The organism is Pseudomonas petrae (assembly GCF_021728295.1).
In the GTDB taxonomy this organism is placed as follows: Bacteria; Pseudomonadota; Gammaproteobacteria; order Pseudomonadales; family Pseudomonadaceae; genus Aquipseudomonas; species Aquipseudomonas petrae.
This window is the reverse complement of record NZ_JAKJXE010000001.1, coordinates 192236-214621: the sequence shown is the minus strand read 5'-3', so window position 1 is coordinate 214621 and position 22386 is coordinate 192236. Positions and strand designations below refer to the sequence as shown.

The window sequence follows — 22386 nt, the reverse complement described above, 5'->3', positions numbered from 1 at the left end:
CTTAAAAACACAGAACAAAAAAACCCCGCCGAAGCGGGGTTCTCTCAACACGGTCTCAGCTATTAAGCCTGAATAACCGGAATATTAGCGTTCGCTGCAGCCTCACGGAATTCCGCGATCTGATCGAAGCTCAAGTAGCGGTAAACATCGGCAGCCATGCTGTCGATCTTGCCCGCGTACTCCATATACTCCTCGACCGTCGGCAGACGACCCAGAATCGACGCCACAGACGCCAACTCAGCCGACGCCAGATACACGTTCGCCCCATCACCCAAACGGTTCGGGAAGTTACGGGTCGACGTCGACACCACCGTCGAATTCGGCTCCACACGTGCCTGGTTACCCATGCACAACGAACAGCCCGGCATTTCCATGCGCGCGCCAGCCTTGCCGTAGATGCCGTAGTAGCCTTCTTCGGTCAGTTGATGAGCATCCATCTTGGTCGGCGGCGACAGCCACAGACGCGTAGGAAGCTGACCCTTGACCTGATCCAGCAACTTGCCCGCAGCACGGAAGTGACCGATGTTGGTCATGCACGAACCGATGAACACTTCGTCGATCTTCTCGCCGGCAACGCTGGACAGCAGACGCGCGTCGTCCGGGTCGTTTGGCGCGCAGAGCACAGGCTCTTTGATGTCGGCCAGATCGATCTCGATGATTTCTTCGTATTCGGCATCAGCGTCCGCAACCATGAGTTCCGGATTGGCCACCCAGGCTTCCATCGCTTGAGCACGACGTTCCAGGGTGCGCGGATCGCCGTAACCCTGTTCGATCATCCAGCGCAGCAGGGTGATGTTCGAGTTCAGGTATTCGGTGATCGACTCTTTCGACAGCTTGATCGTGCAACCTGCGGCTGAACGCTCGGCCGAGGCGTCGGACAGTTCGAATGCCTGCTCGATGCTCAGGTTATCCAGGCCTTCGATTTCCAGGATGCGACCCGAGAAGGCGTTTTTCTTGCCCTTCTTCTCGACGGTCAGCAAACCCTTCTGGATCGCGAAGTAAGGAATCGCGTGAACCAGGTCGCGCAGGGTGATGCCCGGTTGCATCTCGCCCTTGAAGCGGACCAGGATCGACTCCGGCATGTCCAGTGGCATCACGCCAGTGGCCGCGGCAAACGCCACCAGACCGGAACCGGCCGGGAACGAAATCCCCATCGGGAAACGGGTGTGCGAGTCGCCACCGGTACCGACGGTGTCCGGCAGCAGCATGCGGTTCAGCCAGCTGTGGATGATGCCATCGCCCGGACGCAGGGAAACGCCGCCGCGGGTCATGATGAAGTCAGGCAGCGTGTGGTGCGTGGTTACGTCGATCGGCTTTGGATACGCCGCGGTGTGGCAGAACGACTGCATCACCAGATCGGTGGAGAAGCCCAGGCACGCCAGGTCTTTCAGTTCATCACGGGTCATTGGACCGGTAGTGTCCTGGGAGCCAACGGTGGTCATCTTCGGTTCGCAGTAGGTGCCGGGACGCACACCTTTGCCTTCCGGCAGACCGCATGCCTTGCCCACCATCTTCTGCGCCAGGGTGAAACCTTTGCCGGTGTCGACAGGGGCTTCAGGCAGCTTGAACAGGTCGGTTGGGCCAAGACCCAGCTCGGCGCGCGCCTTGTCGGTCAGGCCACGGCCGATAATCAGAGGGATACGACCGCCCGCACGGACTTCGTCGAGCAGCACCGGGGTCTTCAGTTCGAAGGTGGTGATGACGTCTTCGCTGTCGTGCTTGCAGACTTTGCCAGCGTACGGGTAGACGTCGATCACGTCGCCCATGTTGATGTTCGAGACATCGAATTCGATTGGCAGAGCGCCGGCATCTTCCATTGTGTTGTAGAAGATCGGGGCAATCTTGGTGCCGAAGCAGAAACCGCCAGCGCGCTTGTTCGGTACGTTCGGGACGTCGTCGCCGAAGAACCACAGCACCGAGTTGGTCGCCGACTTGCGCGAAGAACCGGTGCCGACCACGTCGCCAACGTAGGCGATAGGGAAACCCTGGCCGCGCATTTCTTCGATCTGTTTCATCGGGCCGATGGAGCCCTGAACGTCAGGCACGATGCCTTCCCTAGCCATCTTCAACATGGCGAGGGCGTGCAGCGGGATGTCTGGACGCGACCAGGCATCAGGTGCAGGCGACAAGTCGTCGGTGTTGGTTTCGCCGGTGACTTTAAAGACGCGCAGGCTGATCTTCTCGGCCAGGGTCGGACGCTTGCGGAACCACTCGCCGTCAGCCCAGGACTGCAGAACGCCTTGGGCGATTGCATTACCGTTTTTGGCTTTTTCAGCGACGTCGTGGAAAGCGTCGAACATCAGCAGGGTGTGCTTGAGTTGGTCGGCAGCGACCTGGCCCAGTGCAGCGTCGTCGAGCAGGTCGACCATGGTCACGATGTTGTAACCGCCCTGCATGGTGCCGAGCAGCTGTACAGCGTGTTTACGGTCCAGCAGAGGGGAGGTGACTTCGCCCTTGGCCAGAGCGGACAGGAAACCGGCTTTGACGTAGGCAGCTTCGTCAACGCCCGGTGGAACGCGATTGGTGATCAGGTCAAGCAGGAAAGCTTCTTCGCCAGCCGGTGGGTTTTTCAGCAGCTCGACCAGGCCTGCGGTTTGTTCGGCGTTAAGCGGCTGGGGCACGATACCCAGGGCGGCACGCTCTTCGATGTGTTTACGGTAGGCTTCAAGCACAGTATTACCCTCATCAGTGGTCCCAAATGGGTGTCCGGGACGCTCATCCAGAGAAGGTCCGCATCGGCGCGCTCGAACTTTTTAAAGTTTCTTGGCAGGAAGCTGACGATCTCCAACAGAAGCTGTTTTCAAAGTTTTACGCCTGCATCGAACGGTTTGGGAGGGGAACGCAGGGCGAACCTGCGTTAAACCGGACTGCGGGTTGGGCTCTCTACGAGAGTAAAAGGCCCTGACTGTGCTCGTGACGCTTTGAAAACAGCTTCCAACGGACATTGGCGCCTTAAAAGGCCCGGTGATTCTACGGTAAAAAACCGCTGAAGGTAAGTTAGCCCCTACAGGTTGGAGGGTGTACCTCGTTAGACAAAGGGCTAACATGCCGGCTTGTTTCTTTCGCCGTCGTGTTGCTTTGCCATGCCCAATCAAATCATCAAAACGCCCTGCGTGGGCCTGTGCTCCACTGTCTACGGCGACCTCGTGTGCCGGGGATGCAAGCGCTTCCACCACGAAGTGATTCACTGGAACGGCTACGACGAAGACGCGAAGCGCGCTGTCTGGCTGCGCCTGGAACAGCTGCTGGTGCAGGTGATGGCGGGGAAGGTCGAGGTATTCGATCCGGCAAAGCTGCGGTCGCAACTGGAGCAACGCAAAATTCGTTTCGTCCCGCACCAGTCCGAATATTGCTGGGCGTACCAGTTGATTGCCCGCGGCGCGCGGGTGATCAACCAGCTGGACGCCTACGGCATGGTGCTGCTGCCGGAATTTCGCGACTGGTCGCTGCCTGAACTACGCGATGCCATTGATCGGGAATTCTTCCTGCTGTCCGAAGCGCACTACGAACGCTACATCGCCCCCGGCTTTCTGAAGGACGCCTTGCAGCCAGCCACGCCTTGATCAGTCATCGGCGAGCGCGGTCAGAATCTGGTAGGCCGCGTCAACACGTGCGGCGTTGGGGTAGTTCTTGTTCGCCAGTATGACAATACCGAGCTGTTTCTGCGGGATGAACGCAATGTAGCTCCCGAACCCCCTGGTGCCCCCTGTCTTGTTGATCCATACATCCGCTCGCGGTGGTTGCGGCGGCTCGATTGCCGTCACAGGTGTGGCGTTGTAGATCATGTCAGCTGCGTTACCTGCCTGCAGCGCGGCCAGGCTGACGGGCATGGGATATTGCTCCCAGATCAGATCCTGAATCATGCCACCCGCCAGGAAATAGCCGGTATGGGTATCCGTGATCGCTTGTTGAAGCCTCTGATCGATTTTTACTTGTTGCATATTCGCCTGCATGAAACGGGTAAGGTCGGCAGCACTGGACTTGATCCCGTACGCTTCTGCCGATAGCACGGCGGTTGCCATGCGCGCAGGCTTGTCTTCAACGGTGTAACCCTGGGCGTAAAGTGGAAATTTCGCTTCAGGCACCTGGATATAGCTGTTTTCCAGACCCAACGCAGGAAACAGCTGCTGCTCCATCAGTGTCGGGAAATCCACGCCTGCTGCTTTGGCGGTGATCAGACCCAACATGCCGATACCCGGATTGGCGTAAGTGCGGCATGTTCCTTGATCGCAAGTGGGTTGCCAGGCCTGGAAATAATCCATTAATTGCTGCTCGTCGCGGATGTTATCCGGCACCTGCAGTGGCAGCCCGCCCGGCGTGTGAGTGCCAAGGCTTAGCAGCGTGACGTTTCCGAACGGGCGATTGTCCAGGCCAGGCAGGTATTTGCGGGTCTTGTCCGCAAGGGATAGTTGGCCGCTGAGTTGAGCGTAAGTGGCGGCGGTGGCGGTGAAGGTCTTGCTGATGGAGCCCAGTTCGAACAGGGTTTGCTCGCTGACAGGCTGGCCAGTGTCTTTCGACGCTATTCCGAAATTGAAGAAATGGGGGGTTCCCGCCACCACTACGCCGACGGACATCCCCGGGATGGCGAATTTTTCAAGGACCGGGCGCACTGCCGATTCCACGACAGTTTGTATCCTGAGGTGCTTATCATCGGCAGCTTGACTCACCGGGGCCATCAAGCAGGTGAGCAGGGCGGCGGTCACTCTAAGGCTGGTGTTTTGACGCAAGAGCATGGCGTGTCTCCGGAGCTTGTCAAAGGCGCGCATTATCCTTGCTGTCGCCGCTGACCTATAGCGAGTTGCGTCCTAAAGTGTTGTAGGAGGGCTCGCTTCTGGCTGATTTTGAGGTCCCTGACTTCGCAACCCGTTGCGTTGCTGGATTGATGCGAGGGGATGGAGGCCAAGTTTTACTCGGCGACATGCTGGCTCTCTGCATCGGGGCCCGTATAATGCTGCGCCTTGCCCAGCCAGCCATCCGTGACCCCATGCAGATTTATCCAGAAATCGACGACTTCCTGCTTTGCCCCACGCCCGACAGTTGGGTTCAGGCCGCCTTGCAGAATCTGGATATCCTGCTGATCGATCACGCCAACAATGAAAAGAAGGCCGCCGGTGCGGCGTTTCAGTTCATGTTCCAGTACAACGACAAGTTCGACCTGCTGGCCAAGATGTCGCGGCTGGCGCGCGAAGAGCTGCGTCACTTCGAGCAAGTGATCGGCATCATCAAGAAACGCAACATCCCGATGGCCAACATCAGTTCGGCACGCTATGCCGGGTCGCTGCGCAAACTCGTGCGCACCCACAACCCGTATCGCCTGACCGATGCGCTGGTTGTCGGCGCCATCGTTGAAGCGCGCTCGTGCGAACGCTTCGCTGCGCTGGTGCCGCATCTGGACGAAGACCTGTCGAAGTTCTACGCCAGCCTGCTCAAGTCCGAAGCCCGGCATTTTCAGGATTACCTGAAGCTCGCCTACACCTACGGCACCGCGGCGGACGTCGACGCCAAGATCGAGGAAATCCGCCTGGCCGAGCGCGAGCTGATCCTGAGCCCGGACGAAGACTTCCGCTTTCACAGCGGTGTGCCGGCGCTCTAAATCCCTCTCTGACAAGCCGAGCCCCGACCGTAGGAGCCGGCTTGCTGGCGAACCGGATCTGCCACTCAATAGGTGAGCGCCTGGCCGATCGCATTCGCCAGCAAGCCGGCTCCGACAGGGCGACCAACACTCTCATCAAAAAACATCGCTAAAAATCCGTTCTTTTGCTCGGCGAACCACGTTCGTCCGAATTCGCGCACCTTAAATATTGTTTCATTGTGTGTTTACTGCCTAGGCAGTAAGATGCACCCCATTCACTGCCTAAGCAGATAATGGGTGGCTATCAATGGCACATTTCACTCCCGAAAATTTTCACGACAGTTTCCTGGGCATGTTGCTGGGCCGAACTGAGCAGCTGAAAAACCGCATCCTCGACCGGCATCTCGAGCCCCAAGGCGTTACCGCGCAGCAGTTCAAAGTGCTGGTGATGATCGCGCGTTTCTGCGCCGAGACCCCGGCTGACATTTGCCGCATGTTGAACCTCGACAGCGGTTCGATGACCCGCATGCTCGACCGTCTGGAGCAGAAAAATCTGTTGTCCCGCGCGCGCTCGGAATCCGATCGACGTCAGGTGCAACTGGTGCTGACCGATGAAGGCAAAGCGCTCTCCGACCTGTTGCCGGAAATCGGCGCACACGCGATGAACGAGATGGTCGGGGTGCTGGAAGACAGCGAACTGCTGGCCCTGGAAAAGATTCTGACGAAAATTCTGGTTGCCTCGGGCGACCCCATCACGATTGCCCGGATCGCCGAACAATGAGCACTCACATTCAGCGGGGTTCGACCCTGCGCACGTCCCTGAGCCTGATATTCGTGGCACTGGTGCTGGCCGGTTGCGCCAGCTCCAAAGGCCTGAAAACCGAAGCCGTCGGCATCGATGCCAACAGTCTGCAGACCGCGCAAAGCCTCAACGGTATCACCCTGTCGCCGGCGGCCTGGCCGAAGCGCGACTGGTGGACCAGCCTTGGCGATCTGCAGCTCAACAGCCTGATCACCGAAGCGCTGCGCGACAGCCCGGACATGCAGATCGCTGCGGCCCGCACCCATCAGGCGACAGCGCAGGCGTATGCCGCCGACGCCGAACGCATGCCCACCGTGGATGCCGACGCCAGCGTCAGCCGCTCGCGCCTGGCGCGTGACCAGGACCCGACCGGGGCGGGCGGGCGCTACAGCACCTTGCGCAGCCTGAGCGCCGGCTTCAATTACAACTTCGATCTGTGGGGCGGCCAGCGGGCTGCCTGGGAAGCGGCATTGGGCCAGGCCCGTGCCAGCGAAGTCGATCAGCAAGCGGCGCAACTGACCCTCGCCGCCGACGTCGCCCGCGCCTACAGCGACCTGGGCCAGGCCTTCATCGTCCGCGACCTGGCGGCCGACGACCTCAAGCGCACCCGTCAATTGCTGGACCTGGGTGCGCGGCGCTTCAAGTCGGGCATCGACAGCGAGTACCAGTACGAGCAGACCCAGAGCCTTGAAGCCAACTCCCGCGAATCGCTGGCGGACGCGGAAAAGAACCTGCGCAGCGCCCGTATTCAGTTGGCCGTGCTGATGGGCAAAGGCCCGGACCGCGGCGAACAGCTGAGCCGGCCGGCGGTGCTGCAACCCGCCGTCGTGGCCCTGCCTTCGGTGGTGCCCGCTGAACTGCTGGGCCGTCGCCCGGACCTGGTGGCCGCGCGCTGGCGGGTTGAGGCGGCGAGCAAAAACATCGACGTCAGCAAGACCAACTTCTACCCGAATCTCAACCTGAGTGCGTCGGCAGGGGTGGAGTCGCTGTTGGGTGATGCGATGTTCGGCTCGGCCAGTCGCTTCTTCAACGTTGCGCCGACGGTGTCGCTGCCGATCTTCGACGGTGGCCGTCGCCGTGCCGACCTCGACGCTCGGGACGCCGACTATGACCTCGCCGTGGCGCAGTACAACAAGACGCTGGTCCGGGCGCTGGGTGATGTCAGCGATGGCATCGGTCAGTTGCGCGACATCCGCCGACAGATCGAGGCGCGCCAGCAGGCGACCGACGTGATTCAGAAATCCTACGACACCGTCGTTCAGCGCTACTCATCCGGCATCGGTAATTACCTGGACGTGCTGAGCGTCGAGCAACAACTGCTGCAATCGCAACGCCAACAGGCTGATCTCAACGCGGAACGAATCGATCTTTCGATCCAGTTGATGCAGGCCCTCGGGGGAGGCTTCGAAGAAAGCAAGCCCGGCGAAAACGCCGCCCCGGTCGTCCCGTCAACTGCTTCGCTGACTCATTAAGGTAATCGTCATGGCCACTGCCACTACCGACAACAACGCTGCAAACGAACAAAAGGACGTCAACGCCTCGGCGCCTGACAAGGGCGCTGACAATCCAGCCGGCAAACCAGCCGAGAAGGGCGCCGAGCAGACCAAACCGACCAAGAACCCGCGCAAGCGCAAGCTGCTGTTGCTCGGCCTGCTGCTGGTCGTGGTGCTCGGCGTGATTGGCGTCTGGGCCTGGTACGAGATGTACGGTCGCTGGAGCGAAAGCACCGACGATGCCTATGTAAACGGCAACGTCGTGGAGATCACCCCGCAAGTCACCGGCACCGTGGTGAGCATTGGCGCCGACGACGGCGATCTGGTCCGCGAAGGTCAGGTGCTGGTGCAGTTCGACCCCAATGACGCCGAAGTGGCGCTGCAAAGTGCCGAAGCCAATCTGGCAAAAGTCGTGCGTCAGGTGCGCGGTCTGTACAGCAACGTCGACGGCATGAAAGCGCAACTGGCGGCCCAGCGCGCCGAAGTGCAGAGAGCACAGGACAACTACAACCGTCGTCGCAGTCTGGCGGCGGGCGGGGCGATTTCCCAGGAAGAGCTGTCCCACGCCAAGGATGACCTGACCACCGCGCAGAACGCGTTGACCAACATCCAGCAGCAGCTGGCAACCAGCACCGCGTTGGTGGACGACACCCAGGTGTCCTCGCACCCGGACGTCAAATCGGCGGCCGCGCAACTGCGTCAGGCCTACCTGAGCAATGCGCGCAGCACGCTGATCGCGCCGGTCACCGGTTACGTCGCCAAGCGCACCGTGCAACTGGGCCAGCGGGTTCAGCCGGGCACTGCGCTGATGGCGGTGATTCCCCTCGACCAGCTGTGGATCGACGCTAACTTCAAGGAAACCCAGCTCGGCCAGGTGCGCATCGGCCAGCCGGTGGACATCGAAGCGGACCTGTACGGCGGCGACGTCAAATACAGCGGCACCGTGGACAGCGTCGGCGCCGGTACCGGCAGTGCGTTCGCATTGCTGCCCGCACAGAACGCCACCGGTAACTGGATCAAGATCGTCCAGCGTATTCCGGTGCGGATTCACATCAACGCCGACGAGCTGGCCAAGCATCCGCTGCGCATCGGCCTGTCGACCACCGTTGACGTGAACCTGCACGACCAGAGCGGTCCGGTGCTGGCACAACAACCGCCGAAGCAGCCTTTGTTCACCACCGATGTCTACGCCAAGCAACTGGCCGATGCCGACACGATGATTGCCCGTGTTATCCACGAGAACAGCGCGTCAACCAGCGGCAAGACAGCCCAGCGCTGATTCGCCAATCCATATCTGCCCCGGCGTGTATCTGCCGGCCGGGGTGATCTTCGAGTGTCAAAGGATTCGCGATGAGTACTAACGCTCCCGCTTCTTTTACGCCGCCAAGCCTGTTGCTGACCACCATCGGCCTGTCGCTGGCGACTTTCATGCAAGTGCTCGACACGACTATCGCCAACGTGGCCTTGCCGACCATCTCCGGCAACCTCGGCGTGAGCTCGGAGCAGGGCACGTGGGTCATCACCTCGTTCGCGGTCAGCAACGCCATCGCGCTGCCGCTGACCGGCTGGCTCAGTCGGCGCTTTGGCGAGGTGAAGCTGTTTCTGTGGGCGACGTTGCTGTTCGTGACCGCCTCGTTTCTCTGCGGCATTTCCACCTCGATGCCTGAGCTGGTGGGCTTTAGGGTGTTGCAGGGCATGGTTGCCGGGCCGTTGTACCCGATGACGCAAACGCTGCTGATCGCCGTTTATCCTCCTGCGAAACGGGGGATGGCATTGGCATTGCTGGCGATGGTGACGGTTGTAGCGCCGATTGCCGGGCCGATTCTCGGCGGCTGGATCACCGACAGTTACAGCTGGCCGTGGATCTTTTTCATCAACGTGCCGATCGGGCTGTTCGCGGCGTTCGTCGTGCGTCAGCAGATGGCTACCCGGCCGGTCAGCACCAGTCGCCAGCCCATGGATTACGTGGGGCTTATCACGCTGATCATCGGCGTAGGCGCGTTGCAGATCGTGCTCGACAAAGGCAATGACCTGGACTGGTTCGAGTCGAACTTCATCATTATCGGCTCGGTGATTTCGGCGATTGGCCTGGCGGCATTTGTCATCTGGGAAATGACTGATGATCACCCGGTGGTCAACCTGCGGCTGTTTGCGTTTCGCAACTTTCGCTACGGGACGATCTGTCTGGTGGCGGGCTACGCGGGGTTCTTCGGGATCAACCTGATTCTGCCCCAGTGGCTGCAAACGCAGATGGGTTACACGGCGACCTACGCGGGGCTGGCGGTGGCGCCACTCGGGGTGCTGCCGGTGTTGATGTCGCCCTTCGTGGGACGTTATGCGCATAAGTTCGACTTGCGCCTGCTCGCCGGTCTCGCGTTTCTGGGCATTGGCCTGAGTTGCTTCATGCGGGCAAGTTTCACCAGTCAGGTGGATTTCGAGCACATCGCGCTGGTGCAGCTGTTCATGGGGGCGGGCATTGCGCTGTTCTTCATGCCGACCTTGAGCATCCTGCTCTCCGACCTGCCGCCGTCGCAGATTGCCGATGGGTCCGGGCTGGCGACGTTCTTGCGCAACCTGGGCGGCAGCTTCGCGGCGTCATTGACCACCTGGATCTGGATCCGCCGCGCCGATCAGCACCACGCCTATCTGAGCGAAAGCGTGAACGCCTACGAGCCGACGACGCGGCATGCGCTGGAGACCCTGGGCGGGGCGAGCAATCAGGCTTACGCGCAGCTCGATTCGATGGTCACCAGTCAGGCGTACATGATGTCCACGGTGGACTACTTCTACATGATGGGCTGGGTGTTCCTGTCGCTGATCCTGATCATCTGGCTGGCTAAGCCACCGTTTACGGCGAAGGCGGCGCCTGGGGGAGGGCATTGAGTTCCTGCCACTCTTTCCAACCCTCGGCCGGACCCGAACTGGCAGGCGACGAAGATTCAATGTAGGAGCGCGCTTGCCCGCGATCGCGGTGTGTCATTTGGCACAACAGCGTCTGGACCAACACATTCGCGGGCAAGCGCGCTCCTACACGTTCAGTGTATGGCGATCATTGACATTCAGTCCTGACGTGTCGCCAAACCTGACTCTGGTTCGAACGCAAACGACTCCAGATGAAAGCCCCGTTCATCGATCTGAAGCAACCACCCCTCGCGGTCCCAATCCCCCAGCACAATGCGCTGAGCCTTTGTTTCACCCAGGTGCAGCTCGTGAACCGCAGGGCGGTGGGTGTGACCATGAATCAGCGTCTTCACGCCAGACTCGTTCATCACCCGCGGCACTTCTTCCGGCGTCACATCGACAATGTCGTTGGCCTTCATCCGCGTTTGCGCACGGCTTTCGCTGCGTAGCTTGCGCGCCAGCTTGTGTCGCGTGCTCAACGGCAGATGCCGCAGGACCCACAGCATCAGCGGGTTGCGCAGGTAACGGCGCATGCGCATGTAGGCTTCGTCCCGCGTACACAGGCTGTCGCCGTGCATCAGCAGCACCGGTTCGCCGTTGAAATTCACGACGCTCGGGTCCTTGAGCAGCGTGCAGCCCGCCGCTTTGCAAAACGCCTGGCCGATCATGAAGTCGCGATTGCCATGCATCAGAAACACCCGCGTGCCGCTGTCGCTTAAACCGCGCAGGGCCTGGCAGATCGAGCGCTGAAAGGGCGACATGGCGTCATCGCCGATCCAGGCCTCGAAAAAGTCCCCAAGGATGTACAGCGATTCAGCCGCGCGCGCGCGCCCGTTCAGCAGACCGAGAAACGCCCGGGTAATGTCCGGGCGTCCTTCTTCCAGGTGCAGATCGGAGATCAGCAATATCACTCAATGATCTCGGCTTTTTCGATGATCACGTCGTCAGCCGGCACGTCTTGATGACCGGCCTTGGACGTAGTGGCGACGCCCTTGATCTTGTCGACCACGTCAGTGCCTTCAACCACTTCAGCGAATACGGCATAACCCCAGCCCTGCACGGTCTTGGCGCTGTGGTTGAGAAAATCGTTGTCGGCGACGTTGATGAAGAACTGCGCCGAGGCCGAATGGGGCTCCATGGTGCGGGCCATGGACACCGAATACTTCTTGTTCGGCAGGCCGTTGTCGGCTTCGTTCTGGATGCTCGGGCGCTTGTCTTTCTTCTCCTTCATGCCCGGCTCGAAGCCGCCGCCCTGGATCATGAAATTGCCGATCACGCGGTGAAACACCGTGTTTTCGTAGTGGCCGGCTTTGACGTATTCGATGAAGTTGGCGACGGTGAGCGGCGCCTTTTCTGCGTTAAGTTGCAGAACGATTTCACCATGGTTGGTGGTCAGCTTTACTTTCGACATGTCAGCTCGCTCTTCGAAGTCTTGGTGGGAGGCAGTGATCGCGGCAGTCGGCCATCGGGATGCGAGGCCAGTACCGCTCATTCACCCCAGGCGGGCAGTTTACAGAGGGTAGCCGTTGCACGGGTAGTTGCGATTGAGCCAGCCGTTGGTGTCGAGCGCACGCCCATCTCGGCAGTTTTGTCACAGCGCGCTGTCAGGGGCTTGACAGCTTCGGCTATGATAGGCGCTTTGATTTAACCGGCCTTCCTGGCCGCGACCCGTACAAGGATCCTATGAGCAAGCCCACTCAAGATGCCGCTGCGAACTCCAAGGCAGGCCCTGCAATTCCAGCCAACTTCCTGCGCCCGATCGTGCAGGCTGACCTGGACTCGGGCAAGCACACCCAGATCGTGACCCGCTTCCCGCCGGAGCCAAACGGCTACCTGCACATCGGTCATGCCAAGTCGATCTGCGTCAACTTTGGTCTGGCTCAGGAATTTGGCGGCGTCACGCATCTGCGCTTCGACGACACCAACCCGGCGAAGGAAGATCAGGAATACATCGACGCCATCGAAAACGACGTCAAATGGCTGGGCTTCGAGTGGTCCGGCGAAGTGCGTTATGCCTCGCAGTACTTCGACCAGCTGTACGCCTGGGCGGTGCATCTGATCGAGACGGGCAAGGCCTACGTCGATGACCTGACCCCCGAGCAGGCTCGTGAATACCGCGGCACCCTGACCGAACCGGGCAAGAACAGCCCGTTCCGCGATCGCGGCGTCGAAGAAAACCTCGACCTGTTCAGCCGCATGAAAGCCGGCGAGTTCGAAGACGGCGCCCGTGTCCTGCGCGCCAAGATCGACATGGCTTCGCCGAACATGAACCTGCGCGATCCGATCCTCTACCGCATTCGTCACGCCCACCACCACCAGACCGGTGACACGTGGTGCATCTACCCGATCTACGATTTCACCCACGGTCAGTCGGACGCCATCGAAGGCATCACCCATTCGATTTGCACCCTGGAGTTCGAGAGCCATCGCCCGCTCTACGAGTGGTTCCTGGATAACCTGCCGGTGCCGTGCAAACCGCGCCAGTACGAGTTCTCGCGCCTGAACCTGAACTACACCATCACCAGCAAGCGCAAGCTCAAGCAGCTGGTCGATGAAAAGCACGTGCATGGCTGGGACGATCCGCGCATGTCGACGCTGTCGGGCTTCCGCCGTCGCGGTTACACCCCGGCATCCATCCGCAATTTCTGCGAAATGATCGGCACCAACCGTTCCGACGGCGTGGTCGATTTCGGCATGCTGGAATTCAGCATCCGTCAGGACCTGGACCACAACGCCCCACGCGCCATGTGCGTCCTGCGCCCGCTGAAAGTCGTGATCACCAATTACCCGGAAGGCCAGGTCGACCACCTCGAACTGCCGCGCCATCCGCAGAAAGAAGAGCTCGGCGTGCGCAAGCTGCCGTTCTCCCGCGAGATCTACATCGACCGCGACGACTTCATGGAAGAGCCGCCAAAGGGCTACAAGCGTCTGGAACCGAACGGCGAAGTGCGCCTGCGTGGCAGCTACGTGATTCGCGCCGACGAAGCGATCAAGGACGCCGACGGCAATATCGTCGAGCTGCGCTGCTCATACGACCCGGAAACCCTGGGCAAGAACCCTGAAGGCCGCAAGGTCAAAGGCGTTGTTCACTGGGTGCCGGCGGCGGAAAGCATCGAGTGCGAAGTACGTCTCTACGACCGTCTGTTCCTGTCGGCAAACCCTGAGAAAGCAGAAGAGGGCAAGACCTTCCTGGACAACATCAACCCAGGCTCCTTGCAGGTCCTGACCGGTTGTCGCGCTGAACCGTCGTTGGCTGACGCTCAGCCGGAAGACCGTTTCCAGTTCGAACGCGAAGGCTATTTCAGCGCGGATCTGAAGGACTCGAAACCCGGTCATCCGGTCTTTAACCGGACTGTGACGCTCCGCGATTCGTGGAGCTAAGGTAGGCAATGTGCTTTCTATCTACAACACGCTCAGCAAGAGCAAAGAAGTTTTCAAACCGCTGGATGGCAACAAGGTGCGCATGTACGTCTGCGGGATGACCGTGTACGACTACTGCCACCTAGGCCACGGCCGCAGCATGGTGGCGTTCGACCTGGTCACCCGCTGGCTGCGTTTCAGCGGCTACGACCTGACCTACGTGCGCAACATCACTGACATCGACGACAAGATCATCAACCGCGCCCGTGAAAACGGCGAGGCGTTCGACGCCCTGACCGCGCGCATGATCGACGCGATGCACGAGGACGAAGCGCGCCTGAACATCCTCAAACCGGACATGGAGCCGCGTGCCACCGATTACATCGGCGGCATGCACGACATGATCCAGCGCCTGATCGACAAGGGCTATGCCTACGCACCGGGCAATGGCGACGTGTACTACCGCGTCGGCAAATTCCTCGGTTACGGCAAGCTGTCGCGCAAGAAGATCGAAGACCTGCGCATCGGCGCGCGGATCGAGGTCGACGAAGCCAAGGACGACCCGCTGGATTTCGTGCTGTGGAAAGGCGTCAAGCCGGGGGAACCGAGCTGGGAATCGCCGTGGGGCGCAGGGCGTCCTGGCTGGCACATCGAATGCTCGGTGATGTCCACCTGCTGCCTGGGTGAGACCTTCGACATTCATGGCGGCGGCAGCGACCTGGAATTCCCGCACCACGAAAACGAGATTGCCCAGAGCGAAGCCGCGACCGGCAAGACCTACGCCAACGCCTGGCTGCACTGCGGCATGATCCGCATCAATGGCGAGAAGATGTCCAAGTCCTTGAACAACTTCTTCACCATCCGCGACGTGCTGGATAAATACCATCCGGAAGTGGTGCGTTACCTACTGGTGTCGAGCCACTACCGCAGCGCCATCAACTATTCCGAAGACAGCCTGAAGGAATCCAAAGGCGCGCTGGAGCGGTTCTATCACGCGCTCAAAGGCCTGCCGGTTGCCGAGCCTGCGGGTGGCGAAGCGTACGTCGAGCGTTTCTCCGCTGCGATGAACGACGACTTCGGGACGCCGGAAGCGTGCGCGGTGTTGTTCGAGATGGTCCGCGAGATCAACCGCCTGCGCGACAGCGATGTCAACGCAGCGGCGGGGCTGGCGGCACGTTTGAAGGAGCTGGCCAGTGTGCTGGGCGTGTTGCAGCTGGAAGCCGACGACTTCCTGCGCGCCGGCGCAGAAGGTCGTGTGGATGCCGCAGAAGTCGAAGCCTTGATCGCCGCGCGCCTGCAAGCGCGCGCTGACAAGAACTGGGCTGAGAGCGACCGCATCCGCGATCAACTCACCGCCATGGGCGTTGTGCTGGAAGACAGCAAAGGCAGCACGACCTGGCGGTTGGCGGATTGATCGTCAGCGCCTGTTAAATTGCTTTCGCGGGCAAGCGCGCTCCTACAGGAAATCGCGCTGCGCCCCAGAAGCTATGATCGTTCCCACGCTCTACGTGGGAACGCATCGCCAGACGCTCCGCGTCACGGTTGACGCCGGGCGCACGGACGATCAGGTAGTGAAACTGTACGAGCCGGCTTGCTGGCGAATGCGGTGAATCAGCCATGGAAAGATCTACTGACCCACCGCTTTCGCCAGCAAGCCGGCTCCTATGTATGGACTCGCCTCCACTGTCTACCCGCTTTTGGTGATCGTTCCCACGCTCTGCGTGGGAATGCATCGCCGGACGCTCCGCGTCCGTTTTCGCGTACCCTGCCCGCTAGCGAAAATCCCCAATCAAAACCCCTGTTCCCGCAACCGCTTGTACAGCGTATTTCGGCTTACCCCCAGGCGTTTCGCCAGCTGCGAAATGTTCCCGCCGGCCGCCTGCAACAACTCGCTCAACTCTTCCGGCGTGTCCAGCGCAGCCTTGCGGTTGAACACTGTCTCGGGCTCGACGCGCTCGCAGCCCATCGCCAGATCTGCAAAAAAGTCCTCCGGCAAATGCTCGGTGGAAATCGGCTGATCGTCGGCCAGCGCCAACGCCACCTGAATCACATTACTCAACTGCCGCAGGTTTCCCGGCCATGGGTGCCGTTCGAACAGCTCCATCACCTGCGGCTCAAAGCCCGCCGTCTGCTGCGGTTCGCGGTGCTGTTCCCAGATCGCACGCACCAGCGCGGGCTTGTCGCTGCGATCCCTCAGCGGCGGCAGCTCCAGGTTCAGGCCACTGATGCGGTAGTACAAATCCTGACGAAAGCGTCCGTTCTGCACGTGTTCGCGCAATGAGCAGTGAGTGGCGGAAATCACCCTGATATCCACCGGGTACAATTCGCTGCTGCCCACCGGTTGCACGCACCGCTCTTGCAACACCCGCAGCAGACGTGCCTGAACCGGCAGCGGCATGTCGCCGATCTCATCGAGAAACAGCGTGCCTTTATCCGCTTTGCGAATCAGCCCGATGCTGCCTTTATGGTGAGCCCCGGTGAACGCGCCTTTTTCATAGCCAAACAGTTCGGCCTCGACCAGCTCCGACGGGATCGCTGCACAGTTCACGGCAATCATTGGCTGATCGGCGCGGGAGCTGGCGCGGTGCAGGGCCTTGACGAATACTTCCTTGCCCACGCCCGTCTCGCCGAGGATCAACAGCGGGACGTTCTTCTCCAGCAATCGCTGCCCCTGACGCGCGGCTTTCTCGACCCGCTCATCCCCCACACCGGGCTCAATGGCGCCGACAGTGATCGACCGGGACGCACCCGGCAACGGCACCGGTACCGTTCTAAGCCTGAGCACTGGCGCCTTCGGCCGCTTCAGCACGCAATGAAAACGGTTGTGGCCAGAGGCTTGAAGCGGGAAGGGCTGCCCTTCCATTTGATCAAGCAGATCGGTGATTGGCGACTTGAACAGGTTTTCGATGTTGGCGTTCAGCAGGCTGACGCCCAGCAGGTTGTCGGCACGGCGGTTGGCGCAGAGCACCCGGCCGCTTTCATCGAACACCAGCAGCCCGGCCCACTGGCTGTCGAGGTTGTTCAAGCCGGTGTTGAAGATCAGCTGAAAATGGCTGTGCTGGAACTGGTCGAGGATCAGCCGGTTTTCGATGGTCTGGCTCATCATCTTGACCATCCCAAGGGTGTGGGAGGGCGGCAGGAAGCTGTCGCTGGACACATCGAGCACCGCGATCATCCGCCGCGACGCATCGAAAATCGGCGCCGCTGACCCGGTCATGAAGCGGTTGGCCTTGAGAAAGTGTTCATCGTGTTCAATGTGAACAGCCTGTTCACAGGCCAGCGCCGTGCCGATGGCGTTGGTGCCGGCGCCTTGCTCCAGCCAGCTGGCTCCGGCGACGAAACCCGGCTGTTGATCCGGCTCGACGAAGCGTTTGTTGCCCCAGGAATTGAGCACCTGGCCCTGCTGATCGGCGAGCAGGATCAGGCAATTGGAATTGCTCAGGATGTTCTCGTAGAAGGGCAGCACCTGCTGATGGGTGGTCTGCACCAGAGAATGATGGCGCTCAAGCAGTTGCGAAACCTGCTGATCGGGCAGACGACCGAAGGACGGGCGAGACTGGTGGTCGAGGCCGAACTCGCGGCAGCGGGCCCACGAGTCCTGAATGATGGTGTCGTGGCTGGGGGGTGCGCCTGGTGTGGCCATGAAATGGCTCCGTCCGAGTACTTTTATTTATTGTTGTCGAGATGCCGCTGGGGCAGAGCATCCCTGCTCGAAAACGTCCACCCATTGTTGTTCAGGATTGTTCAAAGTCAATGTTCATTTTGTTCAGGTGTTCAGCCTTTCCTGTTCATTTATGTTCATCAACGAATGCCCGCACGTGCGTCAAAATGTCGCGATGGCTCTATTCCGGGTGTCCCAGCCAGAAAACTTCTAAGCAGGCCGGTTGGCACGATTGTCGCTATCCAACAATCGGTCAGCACAATCGGTCAACGGATGTCATGACCTGCCATACGGCAAACACGCAACACCCCGAACAAAACAAATAAAAAGGGCACGCCATGTCTCTCACGCTTGAGCACGTCAGCCGCGCCGTCGACGGTCAGATCTGGATCGATGATGCTTCGCTGAGCTTTGAACCCGGCTCATTCAACGTATTGCTGGGGCGCACCTTATCAGGCAAAACCAGCCTGATGCGCTTGATGGCCGGTCTGGACAAGCCAGACAGCGGCCGGGTACTGATGAATGGCAAAGATGTCACCCAGGTCGCGGTGCGTCATCGCAACGTCTCCATGGTTTATCAGCAGTTCATCAACTATCCGAGCATGACCGTCTACGACAACATCGCCTCGCCGCTGCGCCAGGCCAAGATGTCGAAGGACGAAATCGACCGCCGCGTTCGCGAAACCGCGAAGATGCTGCGCATCGAAAAATTCCTCAGCCGCCACCCTCTCGAATTGTCCGGCGGCCAGCAGCAGCGCACGGCCATGGCGCGGGCGCTTGTCAAAGACGCCGAACTGATTCTGTTCGATGAGCCGCTGGTCAACCTCGACTACAAGCTGCGCGAAGAGCTGCGTCAGGAAATGCGTCAGCTGTTCGAAACGCGCAATACCATCGCCATCTACGCCACCACCGAGCCGAACGAAGCACTGGCGCTAGGCGGGACCACCACGATTCTGCACGAAGGCCGCGTGATTCAGAGCGGCCGGACGCCCGAGGTGTACCACCAGCCGAAAACCGTGCTGGCCGCCGAGCTGTTCTCCGAGCCGCCGATCAACCTGATGCCCGGTCGCATCGAAGGCAACGAAGTCAGCTTCGCCAACTTCGTGCACTTCCCGCTCAATGTCGACCTGCGCACCATCGGCGACGGCGAATACCGCTTTGGTGTGCGCCCAAGCCACCTGAGTCTGGTGCCGTCCAACGACGACGACCTTGAACTGGCGGTAACGGTTGAACTCGCCGAGATCAGCGGTTCGGAAACCTTCCTGCACGTGCGCAACGAGCATTTCTCGCTGGTGCTGCATTTGCCGGGCGTCCACGAGTACGACGTGGACACGCCGATTCGCGTGTACATCCCGACTCACAAACTGTTCGTATTCGATCAGCAGGGCGGCCTGATTCAGGCGCCGGGCCTGCGCATGGCGAGGGTTGCCTGATGGCCGAGATCCGCTTGCAACAACTCGCGCACAGCTACAGCGCCAATCCGACCGGCCCTGAAGACTATGCCATCCGCGAAATGACCCACATCTGGGAGCAGGGCGGAGCGTACGCCTTGCTCGGCCCGTCCGGCTGCGGCAAATCGACCCTGCTCAATATCATCTCCGGCCTGCTCAGCCCGTCTGAGGGCAAGGTCATGTTCGACACCACCGTGGTTAACGACATGTCGCCGGAGGAGCGCAACATCGCTCAGGTTTTCCAGTTCCCGGTGGTCTACGACACCATGACGGTGTACGACAACCTCGCCTTCCCGCTGCGCAATCAGGGCATGCCGGAAGCGAAGGTGAAGATCAAGGTGCAGGAAATCGCCGACGTGCTGGATCTGCAGCCGTTGCTGAAGAAGAAAGCCAAAGGCCTCACCGCTGACGAAAAACAGAAAGTCTCCATGGGCCGCGGGCTGGTTCGCGATGACGTCTCGGCGATTCTGTTCGACGAACCGCTCACCGTCATCGACCCGCACCTGAAGTGGAAACTGCGCCGCAAGCTCAAGCAGATTCACGAGCAGTTCAACATCACCATGGTCTACGTCACCCACGATCAGCTGGAGGCTTCGACCTTCGCCGACAAGATCGCGGTGATGTACGGCGGCCAGATCGTCCAGTTCGGCACGCCCCGCGAGCTGTTCGAAAAACCGCACCACACCTTCGTCGGCTACTTCATTGGCAGCCCCGGCATGAACCTCATCGAGGTCAAGCCTGAAGCCGGCGGCGTGGGCTTTAACGGTATTCATCTGCCGTTGCCCGAAGCCCTGCAGCAGCGCCTGGCGGCCACTCAGTGGAGCACGTTGAAAGTCGGGATTCGTCCCGAGTTCGTGCACGTCTGGGACGGCCCGGTCGATGACGCCATGCAGGCCGAAGTGACCTACGTCGAGGACCTGGGGACCTACAAGATCCTTACCCTCAACCTGGCAGGCCAGTTGTTGAAAGTGCGCTTGCAGGAAGACAAGCCGGTGCCGCAAGGCCAGGCCTGGGTCAGTTTCCCGGCGCAATGGCTGATGCTCTACGCCGATGAATTTCTGCTGGAGGCCGCCACCCACACACTGCCGGCCAGCGAGGTGTCCCATGACTAAAGTGCAAAACAACAAGGCCTGGTGGCTGGTACTGCCGGTGTTCCTGCTGGTGGCGTTCAGCGCCATCATTCCGATGATGACCGTGGTCAACTATTCGGTGCAGGACATCTTCGACCAGTCCAGCCGCTACTTCGTCGGCGCCGACTGGTTCCGGCAAGTGCTGCAGGACCCGCGCCTGCATGACTCGCTGCTGCGCCAGTTCATCTACTCCGGGTGTGTGCTGCTGATCGAAATCCCGCTGGGCATCGGCATCGCGCTGACCATGCCGACCAAGGGGCGCTGGTCATCGGTGTGCCTGATCGTGATGACCATTCCGCTGCTGATTCCATTCAACGTGGTCGGCACCATCTGGCAGATCTTCGGCCGTGGTGATATCGGTCTGCTGGGCTGGGTCCTCAACGATGTGCTGGGCATCAGCTACAACTACGCGGCCAATGCGTCGGACGCCTGGGTGACCGTGCTGGTCATCGACGTCTGGCACTGGACCTCGCTGGTGGCGTTGCTGTGCTATTCGGGTCTGCGCGCCATTCCCGACGTGTACTACCAGGCTGCGCGGATTGATCGGGCGTCCAACTGGGCGGTGTTCCGACACATCCAGCTGCCGAAGATGAGGAGCGTGCTGCTGATCGCGGTGATGCTGCGCTTCATGGACAGCTTCATGATCTACACCGAGCCGTTCGTGCTTACCGGTGGCGGTCCGGGCAACTCGACGACCTTCCTCAGCCAGACCCTGACGACCATGGCGCTCGGCCAGTTCGACCTGGGCCCTGCGGCAGCGTTCTCGCTGGTGTATTTCCTGATCATTCTGTTGGTGTCGTGGGTGTTCTACACCGCCATGACCCACAGCGAAAAGAACTGAGGAGCGCCCATGAACAAGCGCGAGAAAGTGTCGTTCAAAAAGCTCATACCGCTGTGGATCTACCTGCTGTTTCTGCTGGTGCCGATCTACTGGCTGGTCAACATGTCGTTCAAGACCAACACCGAAATCCTCGGCGGCCTGACCCTGTTCCCACAGGACTTCACGCTGGCGAACTACAAGGTGATCTTCACCGACGAAAGCTGGTACAGCGGCTACATCAACTCGCTGTACTACGTCTGCCTGAATATGGTGATATCGCTGAGCGTCGCATTGCCTGCGGCCTACGCGTTTTCACGCTATCGTTTCCTCGGCGACAAACACCTGTTCTTCTGGCTCCTGACCAACCGGATGGCGCCACCTGCGGTTTTCCTGCTGCCTTTCTTCCAGCTCTACTCGTCCATCGGTCTGTTCGACACGCACATTGCGGTAGCGTTGGCGCACTGCCTGTTCAACGTGCCGCTGGCGGTGTGGATTCTGGAAGGCTTCATGTCCGGGGTTCCCAAGGAAATTGACGAAACGGCCTACATCGATGGCTATAGCTTTCCCAAGTTCTTCGGCAAGATTTTCATCCCGCTGATTGGCTCGGGCATCGGTGTCACGGCGTTCTTCTGCTTCATGTTCTCCTGGGTCGAATTGCTGCTGGCGCGGACGCTGACCTCGGTCAACGCCAAGCCGATCGCGGCGGTCATGACCCGCACCGTTTCGGCGTCGGGGATCGATTGGGGGGTGCTGGCAGCGGCGGGTGTGTTGACCATTCTGCCGGGCATGCTGGTTATCTGGTTCGTTCGTAATCACGTGGTCAAGGGCTTCGCTCTTGGTCGTGTCTGAGGAGTCGAAAAATGGAGTGGATGTCCTGGACCCTGCCAACTGCTATTTTCTTTGCGTCCATCGCTGCGATCCTGGTTGCGATGACGGCCTGGGAACTGCGTTCGGCGAGTATTGAGCGTCGCGGTTTTCTGCCGATCGCCACGACACGCGGCGATCGTCTGTTCATCGGCCTGCTCGGAAGTGCCTACCTGCATCTGCTGGTTATCGGCGCGACGAGCTGGAATATCTGGGTGGCCTCCGGGTTGTCCCTGGTCTGGCTGTTGGTGGTGATGCGTTGGGGTTGAAGAAAAGCGAAATGTAGCTGTAGGTGCTCGCCCGAAGGCGGTGTGTCAGGCGATTCGTCCTGT

Annotated in this window: 18 protein-coding genes; 13 read left to right on the top strand and 5 right to left on the bottom strand. The window is 60.3% G+C overall.

Annotated features, from left to right (window positions below):
* Positions 1–62: 62 nt before the first annotated feature.
* The gene (gene acnB, locus L4G42_RS00915; protein WP_237254643.1) at positions 63–2672 is read right to left on the bottom strand and encodes a bifunctional aconitate hydratase 2/2-methylisocitrate dehydratase; all 2610 of its coding nucleotides are present in this window, start codon (positions 2670–2672) and stop codon (positions 63–65) included.
* Positions 2673–3083: 411 nt separating this feature from the next.
* Here acnB and L4G42_RS00910 point away from each other — a divergent pair, with 411 nt between their 5' ends.
* The gene (locus L4G42_RS00910; RefSeq protein ID WP_237254642.1) at positions 3084–3563 is read left to right on the top strand and encodes a DUF1289 domain-containing protein; all 480 of its coding nucleotides are present in this window, start codon (positions 3084–3086) and stop codon (positions 3561–3563) included.
* Here L4G42_RS00910 and ampC read toward each other — a convergent pair whose 3' ends face one another.
* Complete coding sequence (gene ampC, locus L4G42_RS00905; RefSeq protein WP_237254641.1) at positions 3564–4733, bottom strand: class C beta-lactamase; 1170 nt, start codon at positions 4731–4733, stop codon at positions 3564–3566. It abuts the gene before it with no gap.
* A gap of 251 nt (positions 4734–4984) precedes the next feature.
* On the opposite strand from ampC, the gene L4G42_RS00900 reads away from it, so the two are divergent.
* The 5 genes from L4G42_RS00900 to L4G42_RS00880 all read left to right on the top strand — a co-directional run bounded on the left by L4G42_RS00900 (position 4985) and on the right by L4G42_RS00880 (position 10750).
* A complete protein-coding gene (locus tag L4G42_RS00900) occupies positions 4985–5593 on the top strand; it encodes a MiaE family protein (RefSeq protein ID WP_237259191.1) in 609 nt (202 codons plus the stop codon).
* Between the two features lie 286 nt (positions 5594–5879).
* Positions 5880–6353, top strand: a complete 474-nt coding sequence (locus L4G42_RS00895) for a MarR family winged helix-turn-helix transcriptional regulator (RefSeq protein WP_237254640.1) — start codon at positions 5880–5882, stop codon at positions 6351–6353.
* On the top strand, positions 6350–7846 hold the full coding sequence (locus L4G42_RS00890) for an efflux transporter outer membrane subunit (RefSeq protein WP_237254639.1): 1497 nt from the start codon (positions 6350–6352) through the stop codon (positions 7844–7846). Before L4G42_RS00895 ends, L4G42_RS00890 begins: the two co-directional genes overlap by 4 nt.
* A 10-nt stretch (positions 7847–7856) precedes the next feature.
* Positions 7857–9146, top strand: coding sequence for an HlyD/EmrA/EmrK family protein (locus tag L4G42_RS00885; RefSeq protein ID WP_237259117.1), 1290 nt, complete (start codon positions 7857–7859; stop codon positions 9144–9146).
* 71 nt (positions 9147–9217) lie between these two features.
* Positions 9218–10750 (top strand): DHA2 family efflux MFS transporter permease subunit, encoded by a 1533-nt coding sequence (locus L4G42_RS00880; protein WP_133773439.1) that lies wholly within the window; start codon positions 9218–9220, stop codon positions 10748–10750.
* A gap of 176 nt (positions 10751–10926) precedes the next feature.
* Here the strand turns inward: L4G42_RS00880 and L4G42_RS00875 are convergent, their stop codons facing one another.
* Positions 10927–11679, bottom strand: a complete 753-nt coding sequence (locus L4G42_RS00875; protein ID WP_237259116.1) for a UDP-2,3-diacylglucosamine diphosphatase — start codon at positions 11677–11679, stop codon at positions 10927–10929.
* A complete protein-coding gene (locus L4G42_RS00870; RefSeq protein ID WP_237254636.1) occupies positions 11676–12179 on the bottom strand; it encodes a peptidylprolyl isomerase in 504 nt (167 codons plus the stop codon). The genes L4G42_RS00875 and L4G42_RS00870 overlap by 4 nt, the downstream gene beginning before the upstream one ends.
* Before the next feature lie 272 nt (positions 12180–12451).
* On the opposite strand from L4G42_RS00870, the gene L4G42_RS00865 reads away from it, so the two are divergent.
* On the top strand, positions 12452–14149 hold the full coding sequence (locus L4G42_RS00865; protein ID WP_237254635.1) for a glutamine--tRNA ligase/YqeY domain fusion protein: 1698 nt from the start codon (positions 12452–12454) through the stop codon (positions 14147–14149).
* A 10-nt stretch (positions 14150–14159) separates the two neighbouring features.
* Complete coding sequence (cysS, locus tag L4G42_RS00860; protein ID WP_237254634.1) at positions 14160–15542, top strand: cysteine--tRNA ligase; 1383 nt, start codon at positions 14160–14162, stop codon at positions 15540–15542.
* Positions 15543–15917: 375 nt separating this feature from the next.
* Here the strand turns inward: cysS and L4G42_RS00855 are convergent, their stop codons facing one another.
* The gene (locus L4G42_RS00855; protein WP_237254633.1) at positions 15918–17771 is read right to left on the bottom strand and encodes a sigma-54-dependent Fis family transcriptional regulator; all 1854 of its coding nucleotides are present in this window, start codon (positions 17769–17771) and stop codon (positions 15918–15920) included.
* Between the two features lie 356 nt (positions 17772–18127).
* On the opposite strand from L4G42_RS00855, the gene L4G42_RS00850 reads away from it, so the two are divergent.
* The 5 genes from L4G42_RS00850 to L4G42_RS00830 are packed head-to-tail and all read left to right on the top strand — an operon-like array spanning position 18128 to position 22323.
* Positions 18128–19222, top strand: a complete 1095-nt coding sequence (locus tag L4G42_RS00850; RefSeq protein ID WP_074892082.1) for an ABC transporter ATP-binding protein — start codon at positions 18128–18130, stop codon at positions 19220–19222.
* Positions 19222–20352 (top strand): ABC transporter ATP-binding protein, encoded by a 1131-nt coding sequence (locus L4G42_RS00845; protein ID WP_237254632.1) that lies wholly within the window; start codon positions 19222–19224, stop codon positions 20350–20352. The genes L4G42_RS00850 and L4G42_RS00845 overlap by 1 nt, the downstream gene beginning before the upstream one ends.
* Entirely contained in the window at positions 20345–21211 is an 867-nt protein-coding gene (locus tag L4G42_RS00840; protein WP_237260447.1) for a carbohydrate ABC transporter permease, read from the top strand. The genes L4G42_RS00845 and L4G42_RS00840 overlap by 8 nt, the downstream gene beginning before the upstream one ends.
* Before the next feature lie 27 nt (positions 21212–21238).
* Complete coding sequence (locus tag L4G42_RS00835; protein ID WP_074892149.1) at positions 21239–22039, top strand: carbohydrate ABC transporter permease; 801 nt, start codon at positions 21239–21241, stop codon at positions 22037–22039.
* 11 nt (positions 22040–22050) lie between these two features.
* A complete protein-coding gene (locus L4G42_RS00830; RefSeq protein WP_037013651.1) occupies positions 22051–22323 on the top strand; it encodes a DUF2160 domain-containing protein in 273 nt (90 codons plus the stop codon).
* The last annotated feature ends 63 nt before the right edge of the window (positions 22324–22386 follow it).

Bases quoted from the DNA above. Each gene is read 5' to 3' on its own strand.
- L4G42_RS00910 (WP_237254642.1), top strand. From the start codon at position 3,084: ATGCCCAATCAAATCATCAAAACGCCCTGCGTGGGCCTGTGCTCCACT.
- ampC (WP_237254641.1), bottom strand. From the start codon at position 4,733: ATGCTCTTGCGTCAAAACACCAGCCTTAGAGTGACCGCCGCCCTGCTC.
- L4G42_RS00900 (WP_237259191.1), top strand. From the start codon at position 4,985: ATGCAGATTTATCCAGAAATCGACGACTTCCTGCTTTGCCCCACGCCC.
- L4G42_RS00895 (WP_237254640.1), top strand. From the start codon at position 5,880: ATGGCACATTTCACTCCCGAAAATTTTCACGACAGTTTCCTGGGCATG.
- L4G42_RS00890 (WP_237254639.1), top strand. From the start codon at position 6,350: ATGAGCACTCACATTCAGCGGGGTTCGACCCTGCGCACGTCCCTGAGC.
- L4G42_RS00885 (WP_237259117.1), top strand. From the start codon at position 7,857: ATGGCCACTGCCACTACCGACAACAACGCTGCAAACGAACAAAAGGAC.
- L4G42_RS00880 (WP_133773439.1), top strand. From the start codon at position 9,218: ATGAGTACTAACGCTCCCGCTTCTTTTACGCCGCCAAGCCTGTTGCTG.
- L4G42_RS00870 (WP_237254636.1), bottom strand. From the start codon at position 12,179: ATGTCGAAAGTAAAGCTGACCACCAACCATGGTGAAATCGTTCTGCAA.
- L4G42_RS00865 (WP_237254635.1), top strand. From the start codon at position 12,452: ATGAGCAAGCCCACTCAAGATGCCGCTGCGAACTCCAAGGCAGGCCCT.
- L4G42_RS00855 (WP_237254633.1), bottom strand. From the start codon at position 17,771: ATGGCCACACCAGGCGCACCCCCCAGCCACGACACCATCATTCAGGAC.
- L4G42_RS00850 (WP_074892082.1), top strand. From the start codon at position 18,128: ATGTCTCTCACGCTTGAGCACGTCAGCCGCGCCGTCGACGGTCAGATC.
- L4G42_RS00845 (WP_237254632.1), top strand. From the start codon at position 19,222: ATGGCCGAGATCCGCTTGCAACAACTCGCGCACAGCTACAGCGCCAAT.
- L4G42_RS00840 (WP_237260447.1), top strand. From the start codon at position 20,345: ATGACTAAAGTGCAAAACAACAAGGCCTGGTGGCTGGTACTGCCGGTG.
- L4G42_RS00830 (WP_037013651.1), top strand. From the start codon at position 22,051: ATGGAGTGGATGTCCTGGACCCTGCCAACTGCTATTTTCTTTGCGTCC.